This window comes from Vibrio sp. MM46 (assembly GCF_027587135.1).
Taxonomy (GTDB): domain Bacteria; phylum Pseudomonadota; class Gammaproteobacteria; order Enterobacterales; family Vibrionaceae; genus Vibrio; species Vibrio harveyi.
Map to the genome: position 1 here is coordinate 51,193 of NZ_JAPPTO010000016.1, position 26,233 is coordinate 77,425.

A 26,233-nucleotide genomic window follows, 5' to 3' on the forward strand; every position below is an offset into this window, starting at 1 on the left:
CGATCAGTTAGCTAATGGCAACGGAGGCTGTAATGGCAGGTGACAACAATCAAAATAACCAAAACAAAGACCTAAATGACGCGGTAGAACAAACGGAAACCAATGACGCGGGCACGCCCTCCCAGCAGCAGAATCAACAAAACCAACAGAATACGATTGCTTCGACCGTAGCGACGGGTGCTGAAAATACCGATGCAGCAGACGAAGCCAATCAGGCGATGGAAGACAACCCAAGTGGTGCCGGTACTGAGGAAGAAGCCTCGGCGTCCGGTGGTGCGGTACAAGAAGACGCGCCAGAGAGTAGTGGTGGTTCGGATGCCGCTCAATCGAACGTGGTAGACAGCGTGGCATCAGACGGTGGTTCTGGTGAAGAAGCTGCGGGCAGCGGCGGTGCGGCTTCAGGTGCGGGTGCACAAGCTGTTGGTGGCGGTGATGCCTCTGGCTCCGAAGGTGGTTCGGACGCAGAAGGCAATGAAGCACAAGGACAAGCTGTACAAACTTCGGCTGCGCCAAGTGCCTCTTCATCCGATTCTGAAGGTTCACAAGGTGGTGATAACCTAGATTCCGAAACCACAGAAGAAACCTTTGCGATGGACGTTCAAGACTCTAGCGAAGAGACCACAACGCAAGTAGAAGATGATTTCGACTCTGAAACCACGAGCGAAACGTTCCAAATTAAAGTCGAAGGTGAAAACGACGCGCCAGAGGTAGAACAAGATCTGGCTTACATCATGGATGAAGACGGCACCATTACCTTTACGCAAGAACAATTACTCGAATACGCAAGTGATGTTGATGGCGACGACCTTGTTGCGTCTAACGTCCAAGTAGGTGCGAATGCATCGGTTCAAGACAATGGTGACGGCACGTTCACCGTGGTTCCGGACGCTGATTTCAATGGTGAACTCGACTTAACGTTTGATATCAGTGATGGTCAAGAAACCGTTTCAAGTTCTATCGATTTAACCGTTCGTCCAATCAATGACGCACCAGTGCCTGAAGATAAAACCTTTGAGGTGGAAGAGGACGGAACTCTGATCTTCACCGATGCTGACCTGCTTGCTGGCGCAACGGATATTGAAGGCGACAACCTAACCGTTGAAGGCGTGAGCTACGATGGTGGCGACGGCATCCTGACCGACAACGGCAATGGGACTTACACTTTTGCGCCAAATGAAAACTTCAACGGCGATGTGAACTTCAGCTTTGATGTGTCCGACGGCACAGATACGGTTTCTGCCAACATTGATGTCAGTGTTACGCCTGTCGATGACGCACCAGTATCTGGCAATCTTGCTTACTCGGTGGATGAAGATGGCTCGATTCGTTTGAGCCAAGAGCAGTTGTTGTCGCAAGCTTCTGACGTGGAAGGCGATGCACTGACGGCATCTAATCTTTCGGTAGATGGCAATGCGACGGTGACTCAAAATGACGATGGTAGCTTCACTATCACGCCAGACGCAGATTTCAATGGTGATATCGACATCAGTTTTGATATCTCAGATGGCACGAACACCGTTCAAGCAACCGCTGACCTAACCGTTAACCCAATCAACGATTTACCTGTTCCTCAAGACCAACAATTCAGCGTGGAAGAAGATGGTACGCTGCAATTTACCGATGCGGATCTGCTTGCTGGCGCGACCGATATTGAAGGCGATGACCTTTCTGTAACGGGAATCAGCTATGAAGGAACCGACGGCGTTCTGACTGACAATGGCGATGGCACGTATAGCTTTGCGCCAAATGAGAACTTCAACGGTGATGTGAAGTTCAGCTTCGACGTATCTGATGGCACAGATACAGTTTCAGCGAATGTGGATGTGAGCGTTACGCCGGTGAACGATCCTCCGGTGGCTGGTTCAACGTCTTACACGGTTCACGAAGACAACTCTATTACCATTTCTGACGCGCAACTGTTGGCAAATTCTTCTGATTTAGAAGGGGATGTCTCGATTGATAGCGTGAGCTACTCTGGCAGCGATGGTGTGTTGCAAATCAATGGTGACGGTACGTACACCTTCTCTCCAAATGAAAACTTTAATGGTGAAGTGACGCTTGATGTTGTCGTCGCTGATGAAGAAGGCGCAACGGATGCCACCACTGCTGGCATTACGGTGCTGGAAGTGAATGATCCACCAGTCGCTGGACCAACTTCTTACACTATTGATGAAGATTCAGTTCTGACGTTTAGTGAGTCGCAAGTGCTGTTGAATGCCTCTGATGTGGAAGGCGATGTAGAGCTTGTTGGCATTAGTTACGATGGTCCGGATGGCATTTTCACCGTTAACGATGATGGCACGTGCAGCTTCGCGCCAAACGAGAACTTTAACGGACAAGTTCAACTTGATGTGACCATTCGAGATGAAGATGGAGCAGAAGTTGATACCGTCATCAATGTGAATGTATTGCCAATCAATGATGCGCCAGTATCGGGTGATTTGGCTTACAGTGTTGATGAAGACGGTGCGATTACACTCAGCCAAGAGCAGCTTCTTTCTCAAGCGTCTGATATTGAGGGCGATGACCTGACTGCTAGCGATTTGACTGTCGATGGAAACGCAACCGTTACAGCGAACGACGATGGCAGCTTCACGATTACACCAGATGCGGACTTTAATGGTGACATTGATATCCAATTCAACATTACGGACGGCACAGACACTATCCAAGCAACGGCGGATCTAACGGTTAATCCGGTTAACGATCTTCCTGTTCCTCAAGACCAGCAGTTTAGTGTTGAAGAAGACGGCACGCTTCAGTTTACCGATGCAGACTTGCTTGCTGGCGCGACCGACATCGATGGCGATAACTTAACGGTTGACGGCATTAGCTACACAGGCAGCGATGGTGTGCTGACTGACCACGGTGATGGTACTTACACCTTTGCACCAAACGAAAACTTCAACGGTGATGTCAGCTTTAGCTTTGGTGTTTCTGACGGCACTGAGACCGTACCTGCAAATGTGGACGTGAGCGTCACTCCAGTGAACGATCCTCCGGTTGCGGGTTCTACGTCTTACACGGTTGATGAAGATAATGCGATTACGATTTCTGACGAGCAGCTTCTGGCTAACTCTTCGGATGTGGAAGGCGCAGTGTCCATCGATAGCGTGACCTATTCAGGCACCGATGGCGTATTCCAAGACAACGGTGACGGCACTTACACCTTCATGCCGAATGAGAACTTCAGCGGTGATATCAGCCTTGATGTGATTGTGGCGGATGAGCAAGGTGCGATTGACGAAACGACCGCAGGCATTACGGTCATTGAAGTGAATGATCCTCCAGTTGCCGGTCCAACGTCTTACACGGTTGACGAAGATTCAGTACTGACATTTAGTGAGTCACAAATTATTGCCAACGCATCTGATATCGAGGGTGATGTAGAGCTTGTTGGCATCAGTTATGAAGGCTCGGATGGTATCTTTACCGTCAATGGCGATGGTACTTGCAGCTTTGCACCAAACGAGAACTTCAATGGTCAAGTTCAGTTGGATGTGACCATTCAAGATGAGAATGGAGCAACCGTTGATACGCACATCAATGTCGACGTATTGCCAATCAACGATCCACCAGTATCGGGCGATTTGGCTTACACCATCAACGAAGACAGCTCAATCACGCTAAGCCAAGAGCAGTTGCTTGCCAAAGCGGGCGATATTGATAGCGAGAACCTTGAAGCCATCAATCTATCGACAGATGATAACGCGGCAATTCAATATAACGATGATGGCAGCTACACCATCACACCGGATGAAAACTACAACGGCGATCTAGACCTGACCTTCGATATCATTGATAACGATGGTGGCTCGGTACAAGTTGGTCTGGATATTACGGTTAATCCTGTGAATGACTTGCCACAAGCGCAAGATCAACAGTTCACGGTAGAAGAAGATGGCACCTTGCTGTTCACGGATGCAGACCTATTGGAAGGCGCATCGGATATTGATGGCGATGATCTGTCTATCGAAAACGTTCTCTACACAGGTGCGGATGGTGTGCTTACCGACAATGGCGATGGCACTTACAGCTTCGCGCCGAATGAGAACTTCAACGGTGATGTTCAGTTCACATTCGATGTGTCTGACGGCACAGGCTCAACACCTGCATTCATTGATGTCAGCGTGACACCAGTGAACGATCCACCGGTGGCAGGTTCTACGTCTTACACGGTTCAAGAAGATGGTCAAATCACCATTAGTGACGAGCAGTTGTTAGCCAACTCTTCTGATGTGGAAGGCGACGTAGCCTTGGCGAATGTTAGCTACTCTGGTAACGACGGTAGCTTCGTGGACAATGGCGACGGCACATATACCTTCACGCCAAATGAGAACTTTGACGGTAACATTTCGCTCGACGTTACAGTTATCGACCAAGATGGTGCAACGGATACAACAACCGCAGGCATCGATGTTATCGCGGTGAACGACGCACCAGAAACGTCAGGCATTCAAGCTGAGGTGGATGAAGATAATGCCATCACCATCACGCAAGAACAGTTGCTTGCGAATGCGACAGACATTGAAGGTGATGACCTTGTTGCTAGCAATCTACAAACCAATGACCCAGATGCGACGATCGTAGCCAACGACGATGGTTCATTCACCATTACGCATACGGAAAACTTTAACGGTGAGTTGGACTTCACTTATAACATCAGCGATGGCGAAAATGATGTTCTTACCACGCTGGATCTGACCGTTAATCCTGTCAACGATGCGCCAGAAGCGGGCGACGAGATCTTTATTCAAGCGGAAGAAGACCAAACAGTGGGTGTTTCTCTGCGTGAAGAGCCTTCGTTACGTCTCGACCAAGCCCCTGAAAACGGCATCATTGAAGCAAATCTAAATGACGAATGGGTACAGCTAGAAGTCGGGCAGGAGGTGCCTGCAGACACGGAAGTGCGCTTCATTCCAAATGATGATGCATTGGCGAACGGTACGCATACGAGTCAAATTGGTACCTTTGACGACAACGCTAGCCTCGATGATTGGGGTACTGCTGTTGACCCTTACACACGTGAGTTTGTTGATGGTGATTTGAAAGTTACCGTTCAAAGTAATGATGACCCACTCGGTGCGTGGAATGGTAAAACACACATCGGTCACGGTATTGGTGATACTGACCGTCAAGGCTTGAGCGGTGATGAAAAACTAACTGTGACCGTTGAAGGTCAAGATATCAACGAAATCAGCTTCCACCTAGATGGTCTAGGCGGCTGGTTTATGGAAGAGTCTCGCCACTTTACCGAAGTCGAAATTCGCGCATTCAACTCCGATGGTGACTTGATCGACTCGATGACTTACCACAAAGAAGATCGTGGTAGCTATGAGACGGATTACACTTTAACGGTGAACGAGCCGGTGTCTTACTTTGAGCTAGGTACGATTCAAGGTAACGGTACTTACGTGGTTCAAAACATGACGGTTTCGCAAACTTGTCATGATGAAGCTGTGTTCACATCAATTGGCGTGGACGGCACGGAAATCACGGAAACGGTAGAGCTTAATATCCGTGAAGGTGACAGTGAAATCGAACTGACCGCTGACCTGCCAAATGTGACCATTGATACCGAAGGTTCTACGCAGTTTGCCTCTGTGGTAATTACAGAAGAGCAGCTTTTAGCACAAGCGAGTGATATCGATAGTGACGTTCTTGATATTCAAAACCTTGAGCTGGTGGGGGACAACGCGGAGCACGCTACGTTAACCGACAACGGCGATGGTACATGGACAGTTACACCAGATGAGAACTTCTACGGTGAGATTGAGCTAGGTTACCAAGTCACGGATGGTGAACTCACCGACGACAACATCATCAACATCAACTTCGAAGCGGTAAACGATGCGCCAATCGTTTCTGGTCCAATTGTGTTGTCGACTGATGAGGATGTGGGCATTACGTTTAGCGCGGACGACCTGCTTGCGAATGCAAGTGATGTAGAAGGCGATGCGCTGTCTATCTCTGATATCTCTTACAGCGGTGATAACGGTGAGCTTGTCGACAATGGCGACGGCACTTACACCTTTATGCCGAATGAAAACTTCAATGGTGAAGTCGACATTGACTACAAAGTCTTCGATGGCACCGATGAAGTCGATACCCATCTAGATCTGACCGTTATTCCTGTCAACGATGTGCCAGTTCCTGGTGCACCACTGCATACTCAAATGCTAGAAAATGGCACTATCATCATCGAAGCAAAAGACCTGCTATCAGGTGCGACCGATGTGGATGGCGACATTCTGCATATCGAGAATCTACTGCTTGTTGACCAGTCACAAGGTACGTTGACAGACAACGGCGACAACACCTTTACCTTCGAGCCAACTTCGAACTTCTACGGTGAAGTGAACCTGACCTTCGACATCAGCGATGGTCAAGCAAGTGCACCAAGTACCGCCTCAATTGACGTCGAGATCGTCAATGAAGCACCGGAAGTCAGCGGTCCTGTTGATGCAGTCGTGGACGAAGATGGCTCGATTACCATCACTCAAGAAGACTTGTTAGCGAACGCGACGGACGTGGATGGTGACAATCTAGAAGCGGTGAACCTGTCGACCAACGATCCTAATGCAACCATCGTTGAGAACGCTGATGGTAGCTTCACGATTACGCCGAGCGAAAACTTTTTTGGTGAAATCGCATTTACTTATGACGTAACTGACGCGATTGAAACTGTTGCTGCGGATCTGAACCTCACCGTTAACCCAGTGAACGACCTGCCAGATGTGCCTGATTTGTCCTTCACCACAGAAGACGGCGAAGCCATCACGATTACTGAAGCAGAGCTGCTGGCTCAAGCGACGGACATCGAAGGCGATGACTTATCTGTTGTTAACGTGACGAGCTTAAGCGATACGGTTCAAGTAACAGACAATGGCGATGGCACTTACACGTTAACGCCAGAGCAGGGCTTCTTTGGTAATGTTGACCTCACGTTTGATGTGAGTGATGGCACCGATGTGGTGGCAGCAAACATCGACTTGAAAGTTGAGTTCGTCAACGACGCACCAGAAGCAGCGCCAATCGTGGCAGACGTGGACGAGGATGGATCTATCCTCGTGACACAAGAAATGCTGCTTGAAAACGCTAGCGATCAAGATGGTGATGACCTATACGCAACGGCACTAGAAACCAATGATCCTAACGCAACGATTGTAGACAACGGTGACGGTACCTACACCGTGACGCCATCTGAGAACTTTAATGGTGAAATTGCGTTTACCTATGAAGTGAACGACGGCGAACTAAGCACTTCAACTGATATGACACTGACGGTTAATCCCGTCAATGATATCCCAATTGTCGCACCAGCCATGTATAGCATCGAAGAAGATGGCAGTATCTTGTTTACAGAGGCGGACTTACTGAGTGGCGCAGTTGATGTTGAAGGCGATGATTTATCTGTTACTAGCATCAACTACTCGGGTGATGAAGGTACTGTAACAGACAACGGTGACGGTACGTTTAGCTTCGTACCAGAAGAGCACTTCAGTGGTGACTTGCAGTTCAGCTTTACGGTTTCTGACGGTACTGATGAAGTCGAGCAAGACATTAATGTTCACATTGAAGCCGTTGCAGATGCGCCTGATTTGGTCATTCGAGATGGTGATGGTGCCATCGTGGATGACGAAGCGATCATCGTTGATCCGGGTGGTGTTGTCGAGTTGAATATTGCTGCCGCCTTGGTTGACCAAGACTTGTCAGAAACGCTGACCGTGACCGTTGATGGTGTTCCAGAAGGATCCGTTGTTACTTACGACAACGAAGGTGTACTGAACGACCAAGATAACGGTATCACCAGTTACAGCGATACTGAAATTACGGTTACGTTTGAAGGTGAAACCGCGGGTTACCAAAACACAGCGGGTTACTACAAAGTCGATGAAGATGGCAACATCACGGACGTTGAAGTGGTGTACGAAAATGCCTCTCAAGTTGGCGGAGGCGGTGACCTCATTCCGGGACAAGATCAGTTCAGCTTCCAAATCTCAGAAGGGGAAAGTTTCAACCTATTCTTGATTCCTAACGGTCATAACTTCAATGACTTTGCATCTATGCAAGATGGTCAGTACGAGTTCCGTGCAGCAGATGGCTCTCCTGCGAACATGGATACGGTTGACCCACAACTCGTGTTTGTTGGCGCTGATGGTTCTGAAACCGTGATTCAAAGCCAATTCGGTGATGCAGTCTTCCATGGTGGTTCAAGCTCAGAGCTCAACCAAGATGGTATTGAACATACCCGAACTACCGTGAACGAAGACGGTGAATTGGTTTACGGCTTTGAAGATCTCTACGGTGGCGGTGATGCCGATTACACCGACTTTAACTTCACTATTGATGTCGGTGAAGTAAACAGTCAAATCTACAGTGGTGAAGTGACTGTTGGTCCCGATGGTTCAGTTGCAATACCAACCACGGCGATTGATAAAGAAATTGAAATTCAACTGCCTGAAGACTTCTCTGAGCAGCTTGAGGTTCACGTGACAGCCACCGCAACAGAATTATCGAATGACGATTCTGAAACCGTGTCCCAAACCATCTACATTAACGCAACTGGGGCAACGATTGAGCATGCTCCGGAAGCGCTGCCGGTATCTGCTCAGGTCGAAGAAGATGGTTCTATTCTGATCACTCAGGACGACTTATTAGCGAATGCGAGTGACTTAGATGGAGACCAACTGACAGCACTGAATCTGGCAACGGATGATGAAAACATCACCATCACAGACAATGGCGATGGTACTTACACCTTAACGCCAGATGCGGATTTTAATGGTGATATCACCTTTACGTTCGATGTGTCGGACGGCGATGATGTTGTCTCAACGAACCTTGAGTTAACGGTATCACCAGTTAATGACGCACCAGAGCCACAAGATCAAGCGTTCACTGTTGGCGAAGATGGTGTACTGACCTTTACTGATGCGGATCTGCTAACAGGCGCTACCGACATTGAAGGGGATGACCTATCTGTTGAGGGCGTCACTTACACAGGCGCAGACGGTGTTCTTACTGACAATGGCGATGGCACATATAGCTTCGCACCAAACGAGAACTTCAATGGCGACGTGAACTTCACTTTCGATGTTTCCGATGGCACGGAGACTGTGACGGCAAATATCGATGTAACAGTGACGCCAGAGAACGATCCACCGGTTGCTGGCAGCACGTCTTACACAGTGCATGAAGACAATTCAATTACCATCAGTGACGAACAGCTATTAGCGAACTCTTCGGATATTGAAGGCGATGTGTTGATTGATAGCGTGAGCTACAGCGGTAACGATGGTGTGTTAGAAATCAACGGTGATGGTACTTACACCTTCTCACCAAACGAGAACTTCAGCGGCGAGGTGAGCCTAGATGTTGTCGTTGTCGATGAAGAAGGTGCAACGGACTCTACCACTGCTGGCATTACTGTGATTGAGGTAAATGACCCACCAATCGCAGGTCCTACCGCATACATTATCGATGAAGACCAAGTTCTAACGTTTAGTGAATCGCAAGTGCTACTGAATGCTTCGGATGTTGAAGGCGACGTTGAGCTAGTAGGCATCAGCTACGACGGTCCAGATGGCATCTTCTCAGTAAACGGTGATGGTACTTGTAGCTTTGCACCGAATGAAAACTTCAACGGTCAAGTACAGTTGGATGTAACCATTCGCGATGAAGACGGCGCAGAGGTCGATACTTACATCACAGTCGATGTCTTACCAATCAATGATGCACCAGTTTCGGGTAACTTGGCGTACAGCGTCGACGAAGACAACTCAATCACGTTGAGTCAAGAGCAGCTTCTTGCTCAAGCATCGGATGTGGAAGGGGACGCGCTAACCGCATCTAATCTAGTGGTTGATGGTGATGCAACGGTTACGGCAAACGACGATGGTAGCTTTACTATCACGCCAGATGCGAACTTCAATGGCGACATTGATATCACGTTCGATATCAACGATGGCAGCGACACTATTGTTGCAACGGCGGACCTAACCGTTAACCCAGTTAATGACTTGCCGCAGCCAGAAGATCAAGCGTTTACCATTGGTGAAGATGGTGTGTTGACCTTCACTGATCAAGACCTGCTGGATGGCGCAACGGATATCGATGGCGATGATCTATCGGTAGAGGGTGTCACTTACACAGGCGCGGACGGTGTTCTTACTGACAATGGCGATGGTACCTACAGTTTTGCACCGAACGAAAACTTCAATGGCGACGTGAACTTTACCTTCGATGTTTCTGATGGCACGGATACCGTGACGGCGAATATCGATGTAAGCGTGACGCCAGAGAACGATCCACCGGTAGCAGGTAGCACGTCTTACACGGTGCATGAAGACAACTCGATCACCATCAGTGATGAGCAACTACTGGCTAATTCGTCTGATATCGAGGGTGATGTTGCGATCAGCAGCGTGAGCTACAGCGGTAACGACGGTGTGCTAGAAATTAATGGCGATGGTACTTACACCTTCTCACCAAACGAAAACTTTACAGGCGATGTTAGCCTTGATGTTGTCGTGGTTGACGAGGACGGCGCGGTTGATACAACAGCAGCAGGAATTACCGTTCTTGAGGTGAACGATCCACCAATCGCAGGCACAACCAGTTACACCATTGATGAAGATGAAGTTATCACCATCAGCGCAGAACAGTTGTTGGCAAACTCTTCCGATATTGAAGGTGAGGTAGCACTAGATAGCGTGAGCTACAGTGGCAGCGAAGGTATCTTTACCGACAACGGCGACGGTACATTCAGCTTCGCACCAAACGAAAACTTCAACGGTGATGTCAGCCTAGATGTTGTCGTGACCGATGAAGATGGTGCAACGGTAGCAACCAATGCAAACATTGATGTATTGCCAATCAATGATGCTCCAGTATCGGGCAACTTGGCTTACAGTGTCGATGAAGACAATTCAATTACGCTAAGCCAAGAGCAGCTTCTTGCTCAAGCATCGGATGTGGAAGGTGATGCGTTGACTGCTTCTAACCTAGTGGTTGACGGTGATGCGACGGTTACAGCTAATGAAGATGGTAGCTTTACCATTACGCCTGACGCGAACTTCAATGGCGACATTGATATCACGTTTGATATCAGTGATGGTTCTGACACCTTGGTCGCGACGGCTGACCTAACGGTTAATCCAGTTAACGACCTACCACAACCAGAAGATCAAGCGTTCACCATTGGTGAAGATGGTGTGTTGACCTTTACTGATCAAGATCTATTGGATGGCGCAACGGACATCGATGGGGATGAACTATCGGTAGAAGGTGTGAGCTACACTGGCGCAGATGGTGTCCTAACCGACAACGGTGACGGCACTTACAGCTTCGCGCCAAACGAAAACTTCAATGGCGACGTGAACTTTACCTTCGATGTTTCTGACGGCACGGATACCGTGACCGCAAATATCGACGTAAGCGTGACGCCAGAGAACGATCCACCGGTAGCAGGCAGCACGTCTTACACGGTGCATGAAGATAATTCGATCACCATCAGTAACGAACAACTATTGGCTAACTCATCTGACGTAGAAGGCGAAGTCGCGATTGATAGTGTCAGCTACAGTGGCGCAGATGGCGTGTTCCAAGATAATGGTGATGGTACGTATACCTTCTCTCCAAACGAGAACTTCAATGGTGAAGTAAGCCTAGATGTTGTTGTGGTAGACGAAGGCGGTGCTACGGATTCAACCACCGCAGGTATTACGGTACTTGAGGTGAACGATCCACCAATTGCTGGCGCGACTAGTTACTCAGTTAACGAAGATGAAGTCATCACCATTACCTCTGAGCAGCTGTTGGCGAATGCTTCTGACGTTGAAGGTGACGTCGCGATTGATAGCGTCAGCTACAGTGGCTCCGACGGTATCTTTACTGACAACGGCGACGGTACATTCAGCTTCGCACCAAACGAAAACTTCAACGGTGACGTCAGTCTTGATGTTGTTGTGACTGATGAAGATGGTGCAACGGTAGCAACCAATGCAAACATCGATGTTCTTCCAGTCAACGATGCGCCAGTATCAGGTGATTTGGCTTACAGCGTGGATGAAGATGGTTCTATCACTCTCAGCCAAGAGCAGCTTCTTGCTCAAGCCGGCGACGTGGATGGTGATGACCTAACCGCAGCGAACCTGACAGTTGATGGCAATGCGACCGTTGTTGCGAATGACGATGGCAGCTTCACTATCACACCGGATGCGGACTTCAATGGCGACATTGACCTGAGTTTCGACATTACGGACGGCGATGCGACCATTCAAGCCACTGCCGATCTGACCGTGAACCCAGTGAACGACTTACCAACGGTTGGTCAGCCACAGTTTGTTACGCAAGAAGACACCAGCTTCACCTTCACCGAAGAGCAACTGCTGCAAAATGCAGGTGATATCGATGGTGATAACCTAACGGTTGAAAACGTTGCCTCTGACAGCGGTACCTTGGTTGATAACGGTGACGGCACGTACACCTTTGCACCAAACGAAAACTTCGATGGCAACGTGAATGTGACTTTCGATGTCAACGATGGCACCGCAACGGTTCCTGCAGAAGCGAACATTGATGTTCAATCTGTGGTTGATATGCCAGAGCTTTCGATTGCTTCGGACTTGGTGATTGCTTCAGACAACTTCGAGTCTGGCTCGAACGGTTGGAACGCGAACACTGAGAGCTCACAAGGCTTCGAAACGGGCGATATGCTGGGTCGTATTGGTGGCACTGGCGGTGATGAAGCGGTCAGCAAAACCTACGATATTCCAAGTGATGTTAATGAAGTGAATATCTCGTTTAGCTTCTACGAAATCGATTCTTGGGATGGCGAGTCGTTCCAAATCTTTGTCGGCGGTGAACAGCTAACCACCTTGGAAAACTCAGCGTTCCGTACTCAAGATGGTACGACAACGCTTTACGACTCTAACGGTAACGAAGTAGGTGAAGTTGTCCACGGCTCTTCACAAGGCGAAGGCTTTAGCTTCTGGAATGATCAGGCTCACCAAGTGAACTTAACCGTTCCGGTGGAAGACGGTCAGCTTCAGTTAGGCTTTGGTTCTACGCTAAACCAAAGTATTCCTGACGAGTCGTTCGGCATCGACAACATCGAAATCACGGTAGCGGACGCGGATTACCAAATCATTGGTACCGAAGATACACCAGTGCCGCTTGACATCGATGCAGCGTTAACCGATACCGATGGCTCAGAAAACCTCTCTATCTTGATTGAAGATGTGCCAGAGGGCAGCGCACTATCGGCTGGTGTTGATAATGGTGACGGCACTTGGTCACTACAACCAGGCGAGCTAGAAGGGCTAGAGTTTATTCCTTCTGCGGACTTCAACGGCGATGTGACGTTAACTGTGAACGCTACGTCTACGGATGTGGATACAGGTACAACAGCGACAGCGACGCAAGATGTGACGATTCATATCTCCCCAACCAATGATGCACCAGAAGTGACGGGTGATATCACTGCAGTCACTGCCGAAGACAACAGCATTACGCTGACTCAAGAACAGTTACTTGAGCATGCCGTTGATATCGATGGTGACGATCTGAGCGCAATCAACTTAAGCACCAATGATGAAAATGCGACGGTTGAAATGAACGAGGATGGCAGTTTCACCATTACTCCGAGCGAGAACTTCTACGGTGACATTGAATTTAGTTACGATGTCACGGATGGCGAAGAAGTGGTTGCTGCTGGTCTCGACCTAACGGTAACACCAGTCAATGACGCTCCAGAGCCACAAGATCAAGCGTTCACCGTGGGTGAGGACGGTCTTCTTACCTTTACAGATGCAGACCTGTTAACAGGCGCGACAGATGTAGAAGGTGACAACCTAACAGTTGAAGGCGTGACTTACACTGGCGCGGACGGTGTCCTAACCGACAATGGCGATGGCACGTACAGCTTCGCACCGAATGAGAACTTCAATGGCGATGTGAACTTTACGTTCGATGTGTCAGACGGTACGGATACGACCTCTGCCAACATTGATGTGAGTGTGACGCCAGAGAACGATCCTCCGGTGGCAGGCAGCACGTCTTACACTGTGCATGAAGACAACTCGATCACCATTAGTGACGAGCAACTACTGGCTAATTCGTCGGATATTGAAGGCGACGTAGACATCAGTAGTGTGACTTACAGTGGCAATGATGGTGTGTTCCAAGACAATGGTGATGGTACGTACACCTTCTCTCCAAATGAGAACTTCAATGGAGAGGTCAGCCTAGACGTTGTGGTTGTCGATGATGAGGGTGCGACAGACTCAACCACTGCGGGTATCACAGTACTTGAGGTGAACGATCCACCAATTGCCGGCGCGACAAGTTACTCTGTCAATGAAGACGAAGTCATTATCTTCACGGAAGAGCAACTGCTAGCGCAATCAAGCGATGTGGAAGGTGACGTGAGCCTAGAAAGCGTCTCTTACAGTGGTAGCGACGGCATTCTAACGGCGAATGACGATGGCACTTACAGCTTCGCACCAAATGAAAACTTCAACGGTGGCGTAAGCCTAGACGTAGTCGTCGCTGATGAAGACGGTGCAACTGCGACAACCAACGCGAACATTGATGTATTGCCAGTCAACGATGCTCCGGTATCTGGCGACTTGGCTTACAGCGTCGATGAAGACGGTTCAATCACATTGAGTCAAGAGCAGCTACTGGCTCAAGCGGGTGACGTCGACAGCGATAATCTAGAAGCGGTGAACTTAACCGCGGTAGCCAATGCGACCGTTGTTGAGAACCAAGATGGTAGCTTTACGATTACGCCTGATGCGAATTTCAATGGCGATATCGACCTAAGCTTCGACTTGATTGATAACGATGGTGCGAGCGTGGAAGTGGGCGTCGACCTAACGGTGAACCCAATTAACGATGCGCCGCAATCAACGCCAGTGAATATTGCTGGCACCGAAGATACCACCATTCTTATTACGCAGGACATGTTGCTTGCTAACGCGACAGACATCGACAACACCTACGACGAACTGTCTGCTGTCGACCTAGTGATTGATGAGCAATATGGTGACTTGCTAGACAACGGTGATGGTACTTGGTCATTCACTCCGGCTGAGAACTTCAACGGTGATGTGCCAATTTCGTTCGGCGTCAGCGATGGTGATTTAGTTACGCCGGTTGAAGGCAATCTAAACGTCGAAGCGGTTAACGATGCACCAGAAGCGCCAACCATCCAGATGCAGGGCGAAGAAGATGTGGTCATGGTGATTGACCCAGCTTACATCGCTGATCAAGTTACGGATCTTGATGGTGACGAAATCAGCGTAGAAAGCATCACGGTTCGTGCTCCTGCAAACGCGACATTAACCCAGCAACCAGATGGTATGTACCACTTGGTGACCACTCAAGACTTCAATGGTTTGGTGGAACTGGGCTACACCGCGACGGATGGTGAAGAAGTGGTTGAAGGTTCGTTGAATGTGGATGTTATTCCAGTCAACGATGCTCCATTCAATGTGGGTAATGCCTTTATGGCAACCGACGAGGATGGCGCATTCACCTTCGACGCTGGCGACCTGATGAACTTGTTCGGCGATATCGACACTGAAAACCTAGTCGTATCACGCATTATCACCGCAGAAGGTGAAGATGGTGGTGAGGTAACAGACAACGGTGACGGTACTTGGACATTCACACCGACTGGCGATTTTGCAGGGGTTTCTGACTTGCAAGTTGTGGTAAGTGACGGTGAGTTTGAAACAGTACTTGATGTACCAGTGTTTGTTCGCCCTGTTGCGGATGGTGCGGTCATCACAACCGACCATGATGGTCCGTTAGTCTTCGGTGAGGACGAAACAGGTCACCTAGGCTTGAATGTCGGTCTAATCGACGATTCAGAAACGCTAAGTAACCTAGTGATGACTGGTTTCCCTGTTGGCTTCGAAGTTACGGATGGTGTGAACACCATTACCATTACGGAACCGGGTCAATACATCGACTTGAACGAGTGGGATATTTCAGACCTGCAAATGACGCCTCCGGCTGACTTTAATGGCGAGTTCTTCGTAACCGTGACCGCAACAACGGTGGATTATGGTGACGAGCCAGAAGAGTTCGAAGATGGCATCGATTCAGGTGACTTCGAAACCCTAGCGGGTGAGCCAGTTATCCTAACCGCAGATGACCTAATCGGATTGGCAGAGAATGTGGACGCTGACGTGGGTGATGAAGTGAAATTCGTTCACCTAGCAGATCGCAGCCAAGGTGAGATTGTCGATAACGGTGATGGCACATGGACATTCAATCCAGCACCAGGCTTTACTGGTGAAGCGGATATCGCTTACGTGATTGATAAAGACGGAGTGCTTCATGATGAGCAAACAGGTGTGGTCGTGAAAGAAGACGCACCACAAGAGAATGCTTCTCCTGAAATCGACAGCATTTCTACCACAGAAATGGCAGCGGATGGCACCTTGTCGTTCACCAATGATGACATGCTATCGACCTTGAGCGATGCAGAAGGCGACAGCTTGAGCATTGAGTCAGTGAGCCTAATGGAAGGTCAAGGTGTGATAGAGACCGATAACCAAGGTAACTACCAATTCACACCAGCAGAAGGCTACACCGGAGATGTTCAAGTTGGCTTCATTGCAACTGACGGTGAAAACCGCATTGAGAGCTTCTTTAATGTCGACATCCAAGGCGAAGGTGAAAACACAACCAGCGAAGGCTATGCACTGACTGATGATGGTTCACTAACACTAACGGAAGCACAGTTGATTGATGAGCTTGGCATTAGCCCTTCTGCAGAAGTGTTGGATGTCGCCGATGCAAACGATGCTGGTTTCTTCGCGAAATCAGGTGATGAAGAGTGGACGTACTGGCCGAACGATGACTTCGATGGCAATTTGGCTATGGATGTTCAGGTCAACGAAAACGGTGAAGTATCGACTCAGAATCTGAGCATCCAAGTTGCGGACGATTCAGCGCAAAGCGACGAGCCACAAATCCAAACTGCTCAAGCATCATCAGAGCAGCAAGTCGGTGAAGCGCAACAGCCTGAAGAGCAAGCAGCAAACGGTGCAGACAGTGAAGAGGAGAGCGCAGCTGATGTGACTGCAGCACCAGGCGATACCATTTCTATCTCGGTTCCAGATGAGGTCAGTGGTAACGAATCGGTGGATTATGCGGAAATGTCCGGTCTACCTGATGGTGCATCAGTAAGCAACGCACTGGATAATGGCGATGGCAGCTTCACATTAAGTGGCAACCTGAACCAACCAGTATCGGTTGACTTACCAGAAGGTTACGAAGGTACGAGCGAAATCCAATTCCAAGGTTACGACGAATTGGGCAGCGTAGTAGAAGGTGCGAGTGGCACAGTTGAAGTTGAAGTCGATGATCAATACACCATGCAAGGTTCTGCTCAAGATCAGCAACCAGACATGGCGGGTATGGAATCTGGCGGCAGCGACTGGACAAGTGCGGGAGGTCAAGATCAAGGTGTTGACTTCACGGATGACTCTGGCAGCTTCGACTCGGATACTCAAACGGGTACTGACCAAGGCAACGATTTCGATCAAAGCTCAATGTAACCAGTCCTAGACGAGGGCAGTGTCATTGCTGCCCAAACCAAAGCCATGCAGAGCCTACTTTGCATGGCTTTTTTGTTGGGCTTCTTTCTATGAGCTGTAGAAAAAAACTTGGAAATTGAAAAAAGTATTCTTAGCTAGTTAAAGAGTGAGTTACAAGGAGGAGCGACATGTACCGTTATGTCAGTTCGCCAAAAGCATCGAAGTACATAGTGCCACCACCACAGCATCGTGAGTTGTCGAGTATCGATGTGCCGGAGTCAGAACTAGAGATGCGTGAAATTCTGAACAATTGGTTTGCCGATGGATTGGCGCCCATCATTCAGAATGAAGATAATTACATTTCTGCTAATGAGCAACAGCGCTTTGAGCAGCTCAGCCTTACGGTGGGCGTGCTACTGCGTAATAAAGATTACTACTTTGCCACCAAGCGGATTCTTTCGCTGTGGGAGCAAGACTGCTTAGAAACGACTTACGTTAATTATCTGATTTTACGTAGTGAGCGCATACCATACTTCGAATAAGTCCCATTTCTTGGCTTGAAATAGTGGTTTACATGGTTTTCTTAGTAACTTTTGATACTTGTATTTAACATTTTTGTAAACATCGTTATATTTAAGGCTCATCGTTCTCAGGAGTTTATGGATGAACCTTACGATATCAGGGAAGTTGCAGCTCAGTTTTGTGCTGCTAGCCGTACTTTTTATGGCATCAGCGGTATTCACGTATCGCAACGTTACCACCGTAGAGCAATACGCCTCTTCATTACTTAAATCCGATTTACCGACCGTCGACACCAGCCGCGGTATCCAACAGTCCGTTCAAGCGTCGCTGTCTTCTATTCGAGCCTACATGTTGCTAGGTGGCGATGAAGAGGCGAGCGCACGTCTGAGTGAGGACGTACGTAATATCATGGCATCTACAGACGAGTCGCTTCCGACTTTGCAGGCTTTGATCTCTGAACAGGATTTTCAAGCGATTCAAACCCAGTGGGATGCGGTAAAAGTTTCTCTAAACAAGCTGATTGAACTTAGCCACAGTGATGAGAACTTACCCGCGCATAACCTCTTTATTAACGAAGCGGCACCCATTGCAGAAGTGGCACTTGATCAGCTTCAAAGCTTAATCAATGAAGAGTCAGGAAACCCATTTGGTGGAGACAGAAAACGTCTGTTTAAAGTTTACGCCGACAGTTATACCTCCCTCGCCAATGCACTGTCTGCTTTGCGAGATTTCCTGTTGTACGGGCAGCAAGATCATCTGGACAAATACCACGACTTGATTAAGTACCACAATCAGTCTGTGGCGGAAATCGATAGCAAACTCGACAGGCTTACTGATAACGACCAATCATTGTGGTCACTGTTTAAAGAAATGCAGCAACTGTACTTTCCTTTAGCAGAGCAGGTGATTGCATTACGTCAGTCACCAGAATGGAACGAATCAAACTTGTTAATGGCGAACGAACTGTTACCAGCAGCGGATGCACTAGACCAAAGTTTAGAAACGATCGTATTGGCTCAGCAAAGTCGTGCTGATCAAAGTGGACAGGGTATTAATCAGTCGATCAAGAACGTACTCACCACCATGTTGATTGCAGCGGCATTGGTTTTGTTTGCCGCAGTAGCGATTTCAAAATACATGGGCAACACCATTGGTCGCCGAGTGAAAAACTTATCGGAGCGAGCCAAGACGATCGCTTCAGGAGATGTTTCTCAGCCTCCGTTAACTGTTGTTGGGAAAGATGAATTGGCAGACCTTACCGATTCGATTAACCGCATGAACCAATCGTTAGCGAGCATCGTGGCAGGGGTGAGTGAGAAAGCGCACCAAGTGGATACCAGCATGGGGGCTTTGTTGGAATCGGCGCAAATCACCTCATCGAATGTTGAACAACAACAGACCAGCATTGTTGAAATGGGAAGCCAATTGGATGAAATCGCTTTAGCCGCGCGTAACACCCTAGATCAAGCCAATCAATCGGTGCAGAAGCTTTCTGATTCAAAAGGCGAGATTGAACAAGGTCGTGATGCACTAGAGCAAAACAAAGTCACCATGGAAAGCTTACATGGCAGCATTGAAACCGCGAGCACGCAAGTGACGCAGTTAAGCAAAGAGAGCGAAGCCATTGGTCGAGTGACGGAAGTGATTGAAGGCTTAGCAGAACAAACTAACTTACTGGCATTGAATGCCGCGATAGAAGCAGCGCGTGCGGGTGACCAAGGACGAGGCTTTGCGGTTGTGGCGGACGAAGTACGCATGTTAGCGACGCGCACTACTCAATCGACGACAGAAATAAACGGCATTATCAACGCGATTCAACGCTCGACCAATTCGGTGGTTGAGGAGATTGAACACAGTCAATCACTTGCGGAGCAGGGCGCTGAGCACATTGAAAAAGCGGTAACTCGTTTGCTTGTTACTACTGAGCAAATAGGTTCCTTGAATGAACAAATGGCAGAGCTTGCGGCAGCGGCAGAGCAGCAATCTCATGCGACCAATTCGATCACTGGATTGATGTCCGGTATTACTCAATCAGTGGATGAGGTTTCGAATAACAGCCAACGCGCATCAGAGACATCATTGCAAGTAAAAGAGCAAGTTACCGAGCTGAATCAACAGATGGCAACTTTTAAAACGGCGTAGATAAGATTTACGTCTGTTCATCTACTTTTGAACGTTAACCAAATAGTAAAAAAGCCCCAATCCTTTTTACACAAAAAGGGTTGGGGCTTTTTGTTGGATGATACGCCGATATTCGTCTACTTGCTCATTGGATTTGGCTATTTAAATCATAGCTAAAACCAAATTCTCTTCGCCGAGCCGGAGTCGTAATATGACTCCATCGGCAGCAAATACTGCAAAAGAATTTTTAAACTTTATACCAATCTCAGTAAGAGAATCGTTCGTTACTACGATTGGTATCATCCTTCTAGGAGCAAGATTATGAACAAACAAGTAAGCCTAATTGGTCTAGACAGCGAACAATCAGCACAACTAGCTCAACAGCTAAATCAACTGCTAGCGCATTACCAAGTGTTGTACATGAACTCTCGCGGTTACCACTGGAACATTAAAGGTGCGCAATTCTTCGAACTGCACGTAAAATTTGAAGAGATTTACACTGATTTACAAACAAAAATCGATGAGCTTGCAGAGCGTATTCTAACTTTGGGTCACACGCCAGCGCACGCATTCAGCAACTACTTGGAAGCAAGTGAAATTAAAGAACATCAAAACGCGACTTCTGGTGAGGAGTGTGTACAAGGTCTGGTTCAAGGCTTTAGCGTTCTACTTCTAAAACAGCGTGAGATTCTACAAAACGCGGGTGAAGCAGATGACGAAGGTACAGCGGCATTGATGGGTGACTACATCCGTGAGCAAGAAAAATTAATGTGGATGCTTAACGCTTACCTACAAGGCTAAGCAGCGCATCACCCAAGCAACCTTGGAAACGCATGAAACAATCGGGAATAAGTCATATGGGGCACGTTGGTGCCCCTTTTTTTGTTTGCGTGTTTTATATGTGTGCTTTATTTGCGTGGTAAGGATTCGAAACGGCTCAATAAATCACTGAGTTCATTAAGCGCCAACGAGGCTGAGTCATTGAAGGTTTCTTGATTCCCATGGTGCACAAGGCAAGAGGGCATCTGAGCGTTATACGCCGCCTGTAAGTCGTAAAGGTAATCGCCGACATAAAGCACTTCGTCAGGCATCAAACGCCACTCTTTCGCCAATACCTGCAGAGACAAAGGGTCTGGCTTGGGCGGGAAGCATTCACGAGTGATGACTCGCTCCACAGAGATTTGGTTGTGTTCTAGTTTGCGCTGCGTGGCGATTTGGCAGTTGCGCGTCACGATAGCGGTTTTGATTTCATTTTGATGCAAGTGGGCGAGCAATTCATGGCAGCCAATCATTGGAGCAGACTGCTTAGCATCAGAAATCTCGTAATCAAATATCACGTTATGAGCGTGCTCTCGATGATGAGGATGCTCAAGTGCGTCGACAAAATCCAATAGATCTTCACTCTGCGGACAACCTAGCTGTTGTCGCAATTCGCCGAAGTTCATATCAGAACTCACCAAGGTGTTGTCTAAATCAAACACCACGGCTTTAATTTTATCGAGCTGTAAAGGGAATGGAATCATAATGACCTCGTACAACTTAACCGAACTATCGTTTTAAAAAACAAAAGGTTATTGTTAAGTTTAGATTCTTCTGCTTAGATTGTACGAAAATAAATCAACCATGTATCACAAAACAAGGACGCGCATGATCATTCCTAAACCATTACAAAAAGGCGACACCATCGGCTTTTTCTCGCCATCCTCCCCAGCCACGGTATTTGCACCAACGCGTTTTGAGCGTGCCAAAGCGTACGTGGAATCTCATGGTTACCAGCTAAAAGCAGGCAGCTTAACGGGCAAAACTGACCAATATCGCTCGGGGTCGATTCAAGAGCGAGTAGAAGAATTGAATGCGCTGATTCGTGATCCTGAAGTGCGCTGTATTATGTCGACCATTGGCGGTTACAACAGTAACTCATTGCTGCCTTACATTGATTACGAGGCATTGAAGAAAGATCCCAAGATCATTGTTGGCTATTCGGATGTGACGGCTCTACTCATGGGCATTTATGCACAAACCGGCATCGTCACTTTCTACGGTCCCGCTTTAGTGGCATCTCTGGGTGAATTCCCGCCACTGGTGGATGAGACCTTCGCTTCGTTTGAGTCGATTGTGAATACGTTAAATGGCTTGGCGCATCAATACACAATGCCTCAAGGGTGGACAGATGAATGGATAGAGTGGGGCGAGCAAGACCGCGCGAAACAGACCTTGCAAAACCAGTGGCACTTCAAAGGTGAAGGCAAGATCACAGGGCGTTTGATTGGCGGCAACCTCAATACCATGACGGGTATTTGGGCAAGTGAGTTTATGCCGAGTATCGAACAAGGCGATATTTTGCTGGTGGAAGATTGCTTGCAGGGCATTGAAACGGTCGAACGCTCTTTTGCGCTGCTCAAGCTTTCTGGCGTGTTTGATAAAGTTGGTGCGGTTGTGCTTGGCAAGCATGAAAAGTTCAACGATAAAGGCACAGGACGAGCACCTATAGACGTGTTACTAGAAGTACTTAACGGTCAACCTCTGCCAATTTTGTATGACTTTGATAGCTGTCATACCCACCCAATGCTCACCGTTCCATTGGGTTCGACCATGACGCTCGATTTTGACAATGAAACGGTAGCAGTGAGTTTAAAGAGCTAGCTTTTTTGACTAGCTCGTTAGAGAAAACTATTTCTCCTCAAGACGAAAGATTTTGCCGCTGTCGGTAGAAAAGTAGATATAACCATCGGGGCTGATGGTTATATCTCTTACTCGCTCACCAAGATTCTCCATCAATCTTTTTGATTCGGTGAGCTTGCCATTCTCAATAGAGACCACGTTGATGTGCGCCAGCTTCAAGGCACCGGCGAGGATTTTTCCGTCCAACTCTGGGTATTTATCGCCACGGTACAAAATCATATTGCTGGGTGCGATAGAAGGGATGTATACCAACTTTGGATCTTCCATTCCCGGTAACGACTTAGCTTCACCAACGTCCAACGGACCCCAATATTCTTTACCATGAGAGACTTTTGCCCAGCCGTAGTTCGCACCTTTCTTGATTAGATTAATTTCATCGCCGCCGCGCGGCCCATGTTCAATCGACCACAGCTGTTTTGTTGCTTCGTCGTAAAACATACCTTGTGGGTTGCGGTGCCCGTAACTCCATATCTCAGGACGAGCTTCGGAAGGTTTGAATGGGTTGTCTTGCGGAACCGAACCATCAAGGTTGAGACGAAGAATACTGCCAGCATGGGTTTGAGTGTTTTGCCCATTATCACGTTCGCCACGGTCACCGATTGAGAAGTAAACTTTGTCGTCAACAAATGAAATTCGACTGCCGTAGTGGCGACCTGTGTCGGTGATGGCATCAGCAACAAAGAGATCTTTCCAACCTACAAGCTGATTGTTTTGCAATTGCGCCGTCGCTAACGCCACCGTATTGCCTTTGCTCGTACGCTTGCTGTAGGTAAAGAAGAGTTGCGGGTTTTGCGTATCGGCATTCGGTGCGAGCGCGACATCCAATAAGCCAGCTTGCCCACTAGTGTTCACATCGGGGACGTTAAACAGCTTTTGAGGTTTGCCTGTAGAGATATCCAGCAGCGAAACCGTACCGTTCTTTTCATTGACGATAACGCGTTGGTTATCTAAGAACTCGACTCCCCAAGGGATCTGAAATCCACTCGCCACTTCGTTAGCGCGGTATTCGGCAGCGTTGGCAAAAAAGGATGAACAAGCGAGTAGGGCAGCAGCAATCGTTCTCATGGTTCCTTCCAATATGAATCGTATTAATGCTTAAAAGCTAACACTAAAAGAGAACGTTTTGCAGAGCATGGATTGTATAAGAATGTAAAAAATCCCCGATACGAGATCGGGGATTGAATTAAGGCTAGAGAATTGTTTATGTAGCGAGATTACATCGCTTCTTCGAAGATCTTAGAGATTTCTTCGTGAGTTGCTTGTTTAGGGTTAGTGAAACCACAAGCGTCTTTCAGTGCGTTGTCTGCTAGCGTTGGGATGTCTTCTAGTTTCGCACCAAGCTCTTTGATACCTGCTGGGATACCCACATCTTTCGCTAGAGTAACGATAGCGTCGATTGCTGCCGCTGCACCTGCTTCAGCAGACATGCCTTCTACGTTTACACCCATTGCTTTTGCTACATCACGTAGACGCTCAGGACATACTTGCGCGTTGTAACGCTGTACGTGAGGCAGAAGAATCGCGTTACAAACACCGTGTGGAAGGTCGTAGAAACCACCTAGCTGGTGTGCCATTGCGTGTACGTAACCTAGAGACGCGTTGTTGAACGCCATACCCGCCATGAACTGTGCGTATGCCATTTGTTCACGAGCTTCTAGATCTTCACCGTTTTTCACTGCTGTGCGTAGGTACGCTTGGATAAGCTCAATCGCTTTGATTGCTACCGCATCAGTGATTGGTGTTGCCGCGATAGATACGTAAGCTTCAATCGCGTGAGTTAGGGCATCCATACCTGTTGCCGCAGTTAGCGAAGCAGGTTTAGCTAGCATTAGCTCTGGATCGTTTACTGAGATAAGCGGTGTTGTGTGCTTATCAACGATAGCCATCTTGATGTGACGCTCTTCGTCAGTGATGATGCAGAAACGCGTCATTTCAGATGCAGTACCCGCAGTCGTGTTGATTGCGATAAGTGGCATCATTGGTTTTGCAGACTGGTCTACGCCTTCGTAATCTGCAATTTTGCCGCCGTTAGAAGCCACAAGCGCGATACCTTTCGCACAGTCGTGTGGTGAACCGCCGCCTAGAGAGATAACGAAGTCACATTCGTTATCAATAAGAAGTGCTAAGCCGTCGTTAACGTTGCTGATAGTAGGGTTTGGTTGAGTGCCATCGAACACAACAGTTGCTACGTCGCGTTCTGTTAGTAGATCTTGAACCTGCTTTACTACACCGATTTGGTTAAGAATCTTATCCGTAACAATCAAACCTTTTTTAAAGCCTTGAGATTGGATGCTGTCTGCTGCATCTTTCAAACAACCAGCGCCCATTAGGTTTACAGTAGGGATAAAAAATGCACTTGTCATATAACATTGCTCCGTCGTTATTTTTAATAATCTTTCTTAATCTGTCATTTACTCTTGCATACCTGACGAAGTTTCCTATTTGATCTAGCGCAATTTTACCCCCTAAGTAGTAGTGTTAAGAGTTAAAGTGTGAAATGGATCTTGTTGCACACCCTGTTGGTGCAACATTAAAGCAACAGATAGGAAATGATTTATTTATTACGCAAACGATTGGTAAAAATAACAAGTTTCGTACGGTTTATCTCTCAATTAGAATAAAGTATAAAAAATCCCCATTAATATGCAGTCTATCAATGGGGATTGGAATGGTGTGTTTTAAGCAAACGTTTTCGATTTAGGCGATTTTAACTAACTTATCTACTAGTTTTTCAATGCCTGACGCGGCTTGGGAGATATTCTCCGCTAACATATAAGCTGGTGTTGAAAGCACGTTGTGTTTTTCATCGAAATGGATTTCATCCACCTGACAAGTGACATGCTCCCCCCCCATATGACCGAATGCTGCTGCAGTGGCTTCATCGTTACCAATTGTGCCTTTTACACCTTGATCGTAAATCATAGGGATAATAGTTGGTGCGATGCATAAATAACCTGCAGGTTTGCCCGCTTGAGCGAATGCACGACACGCTTGGGCAACGTGAGTATTAATCGAACACTCCGCACCCGAAACGGCGAAGTCGGTTAAGTTTTTCGCGGCACCAAATCCACCTGGAAGTAGTAGGGCATCGTATTCATCAACGTTAAGTTTGGCGACATCGTCAATGTTTCCGCGAGCGATACGAGCTGATTCGATCAAGACGTTGCGTGTTTCATCCATTTCGTCACCAGTTAGGTGGTTGATGACGTGGAGTTGGTCAATGTTAGGTGCAAAGCAGTGCCAAGTTGCACCTGCCTTCTCGATGGCGTAGAGCGCCAATACTGCTTCGTGGATCTCAGAACCGTCGTAAACGCCTGAACCACTTAAAATGACTGCGACTTTTTTCATGA

General features: G+C 47.9%; 9 protein-coding genes. 5 read left to right on the plus strand and 4 right to left on the minus strand.

Features of this window, described 5'->3' with window-relative positions:
* Positions 1–32 precede the first annotated feature (32 nt).
* From OH459_RS18010 to OH459_RS18025, 4 genes are all read left to right on the plus strand, one after another.
* Entirely contained in the window at positions 33–17,579 is a 17,547-nt protein-coding gene (locus OH459_RS18010; RefSeq protein WP_269987897.1) for a tandem-95 repeat protein, read from the plus strand.
* A 167-nt stretch (positions 17,580–17,746) separates the two neighbouring features.
* Positions 17,747–18,100, plus strand: coding sequence for a hypothetical protein (locus OH459_RS18015; protein WP_269987899.1), 354 nt, complete (start codon positions 17,747–17,749; stop codon positions 18,098–18,100).
* Positions 18,101–18,221: 121 nt separating this feature from the next.
* Positions 18,222–20,222: a HAMP domain-containing methyl-accepting chemotaxis protein gene (locus OH459_RS18020; RefSeq protein WP_269987900.1), complete on the plus strand. Its 2,001-nt coding sequence runs from the start codon at positions 18,222–18,224 to the stop codon at positions 20,220–20,222.
* 300 nt (positions 20,223–20,522) lie between these two features.
* A complete protein-coding gene (locus OH459_RS18025) occupies positions 20,523–21,002 on the plus strand; it encodes a Dps family protein (protein ID WP_005388254.1) in 480 nt (159 codons plus the stop codon).
* Between the two features lie 107 nt (positions 21,003–21,109).
* Here the strand turns inward: OH459_RS18025 and OH459_RS18030 are convergent, their stop codons facing one another.
* Positions 21,110–21,724 (minus strand): HAD family hydrolase, encoded by a 615-nt coding sequence (locus OH459_RS18030; RefSeq protein WP_269987907.1) that lies wholly within the window; start codon positions 21,722–21,724, stop codon positions 21,110–21,112.
* 124 nt (positions 21,725–21,848) lie between these two features.
* On the opposite strand from OH459_RS18030, the gene OH459_RS18035 reads away from it, so the two are divergent.
* Positions 21,849–22,844, plus strand: coding sequence for a S66 family peptidase (locus OH459_RS18035; RefSeq protein WP_269987909.1), 996 nt, complete (start codon positions 21,849–21,851; stop codon positions 22,842–22,844).
* A 27-nt stretch (positions 22,845–22,871) separates the two neighbouring features.
* Here the strand turns inward: OH459_RS18035 and OH459_RS18040 are convergent, their stop codons facing one another.
* The 3 genes from OH459_RS18040 to elbB all read right to left on the minus strand — a co-directional run bounded on the left by OH459_RS18040 (position 22,872) and on the right by elbB (position 26,231).
* Positions 22,872–23,948: a PQQ-dependent sugar dehydrogenase gene (locus OH459_RS18040; RefSeq protein WP_269987911.1), complete on the minus strand. Its 1,077-nt coding sequence runs from the start codon at positions 23,946–23,948 to the stop codon at positions 22,872–22,874.
* A gap of 149 nt (positions 23,949–24,097) precedes the next feature.
* Entirely contained in the window at positions 24,098–25,246 is a 1,149-nt protein-coding gene (gene yiaY, locus OH459_RS18045) for an L-threonine dehydrogenase (RefSeq protein WP_269987913.1), read from the minus strand.
* A 334-nt stretch (positions 25,247–25,580) separates the two neighbouring features.
* Positions 25,581–26,231 carry an isoprenoid biosynthesis glyoxalase ElbB gene (gene elbB / locus OH459_RS18050; RefSeq protein WP_269987915.1) on the minus strand — a complete coding sequence of 217 codons (651 nt, stop codon included), beginning with the start codon at positions 26,229–26,231 and terminating at the stop codon, positions 25,581–25,583.
* Positions 26,232–26,233: the final 2 nt, after the last annotated feature.

What these genes read in the sequence shown, in the direction of transcription:
- OH459_RS18030 (WP_269987907.1), bottom strand. Translation starts at nt 21,724, where the DNA reads ATGATTCCATTCCCTTTACAGCTCGATAAAATTAAAGCCGTGGTGTTT.
- OH459_RS18035 (WP_269987909.1), top strand. Translation starts at nt 21,849, where the DNA reads ATGATCATTCCTAAACCATTACAAAAAGGCGACACCATCGGCTTTTTC.
- OH459_RS18025 (WP_005388254.1), top strand. Translation starts at nt 20,523, where the DNA reads ATGAACAAACAAGTAAGCCTAATTGGTCTAGACAGCGAACAATCAGCA.
- elbB (WP_269987915.1), bottom strand. Translation starts at nt 26,231, where the DNA reads ATGAAAAAAGTCGCAGTCATTTTAAGTGGTTCAGGCGTTTACGACGGT.
- OH459_RS18015 (WP_269987899.1), top strand. Translation starts at nt 17,747, where the DNA reads ATGTACCGTTATGTCAGTTCGCCAAAAGCATCGAAGTACATAGTGCCA.
- OH459_RS18040 (WP_269987911.1), bottom strand. Translation starts at nt 23,948, where the DNA reads ATGAGAACGATTGCTGCTGCCCTACTCGCTTGTTCATCCTTTTTTGCC.
- OH459_RS18010 (WP_269987897.1), top strand. Translation starts at nt 33, where the DNA reads ATGGCAGGTGACAACAATCAAAATAACCAAAACAAAGACCTAAATGAC.
- OH459_RS18020 (WP_269987900.1), top strand. Translation starts at nt 18,222, where the DNA reads ATGAACCTTACGATATCAGGGAAGTTGCAGCTCAGTTTTGTGCTGCTA.
- yiaY (WP_269987913.1), bottom strand. Translation starts at nt 25,246, where the DNA reads ATGACAAGTGCATTTTTTATCCCTACTGTAAACCTAATGGGCGCTGGT.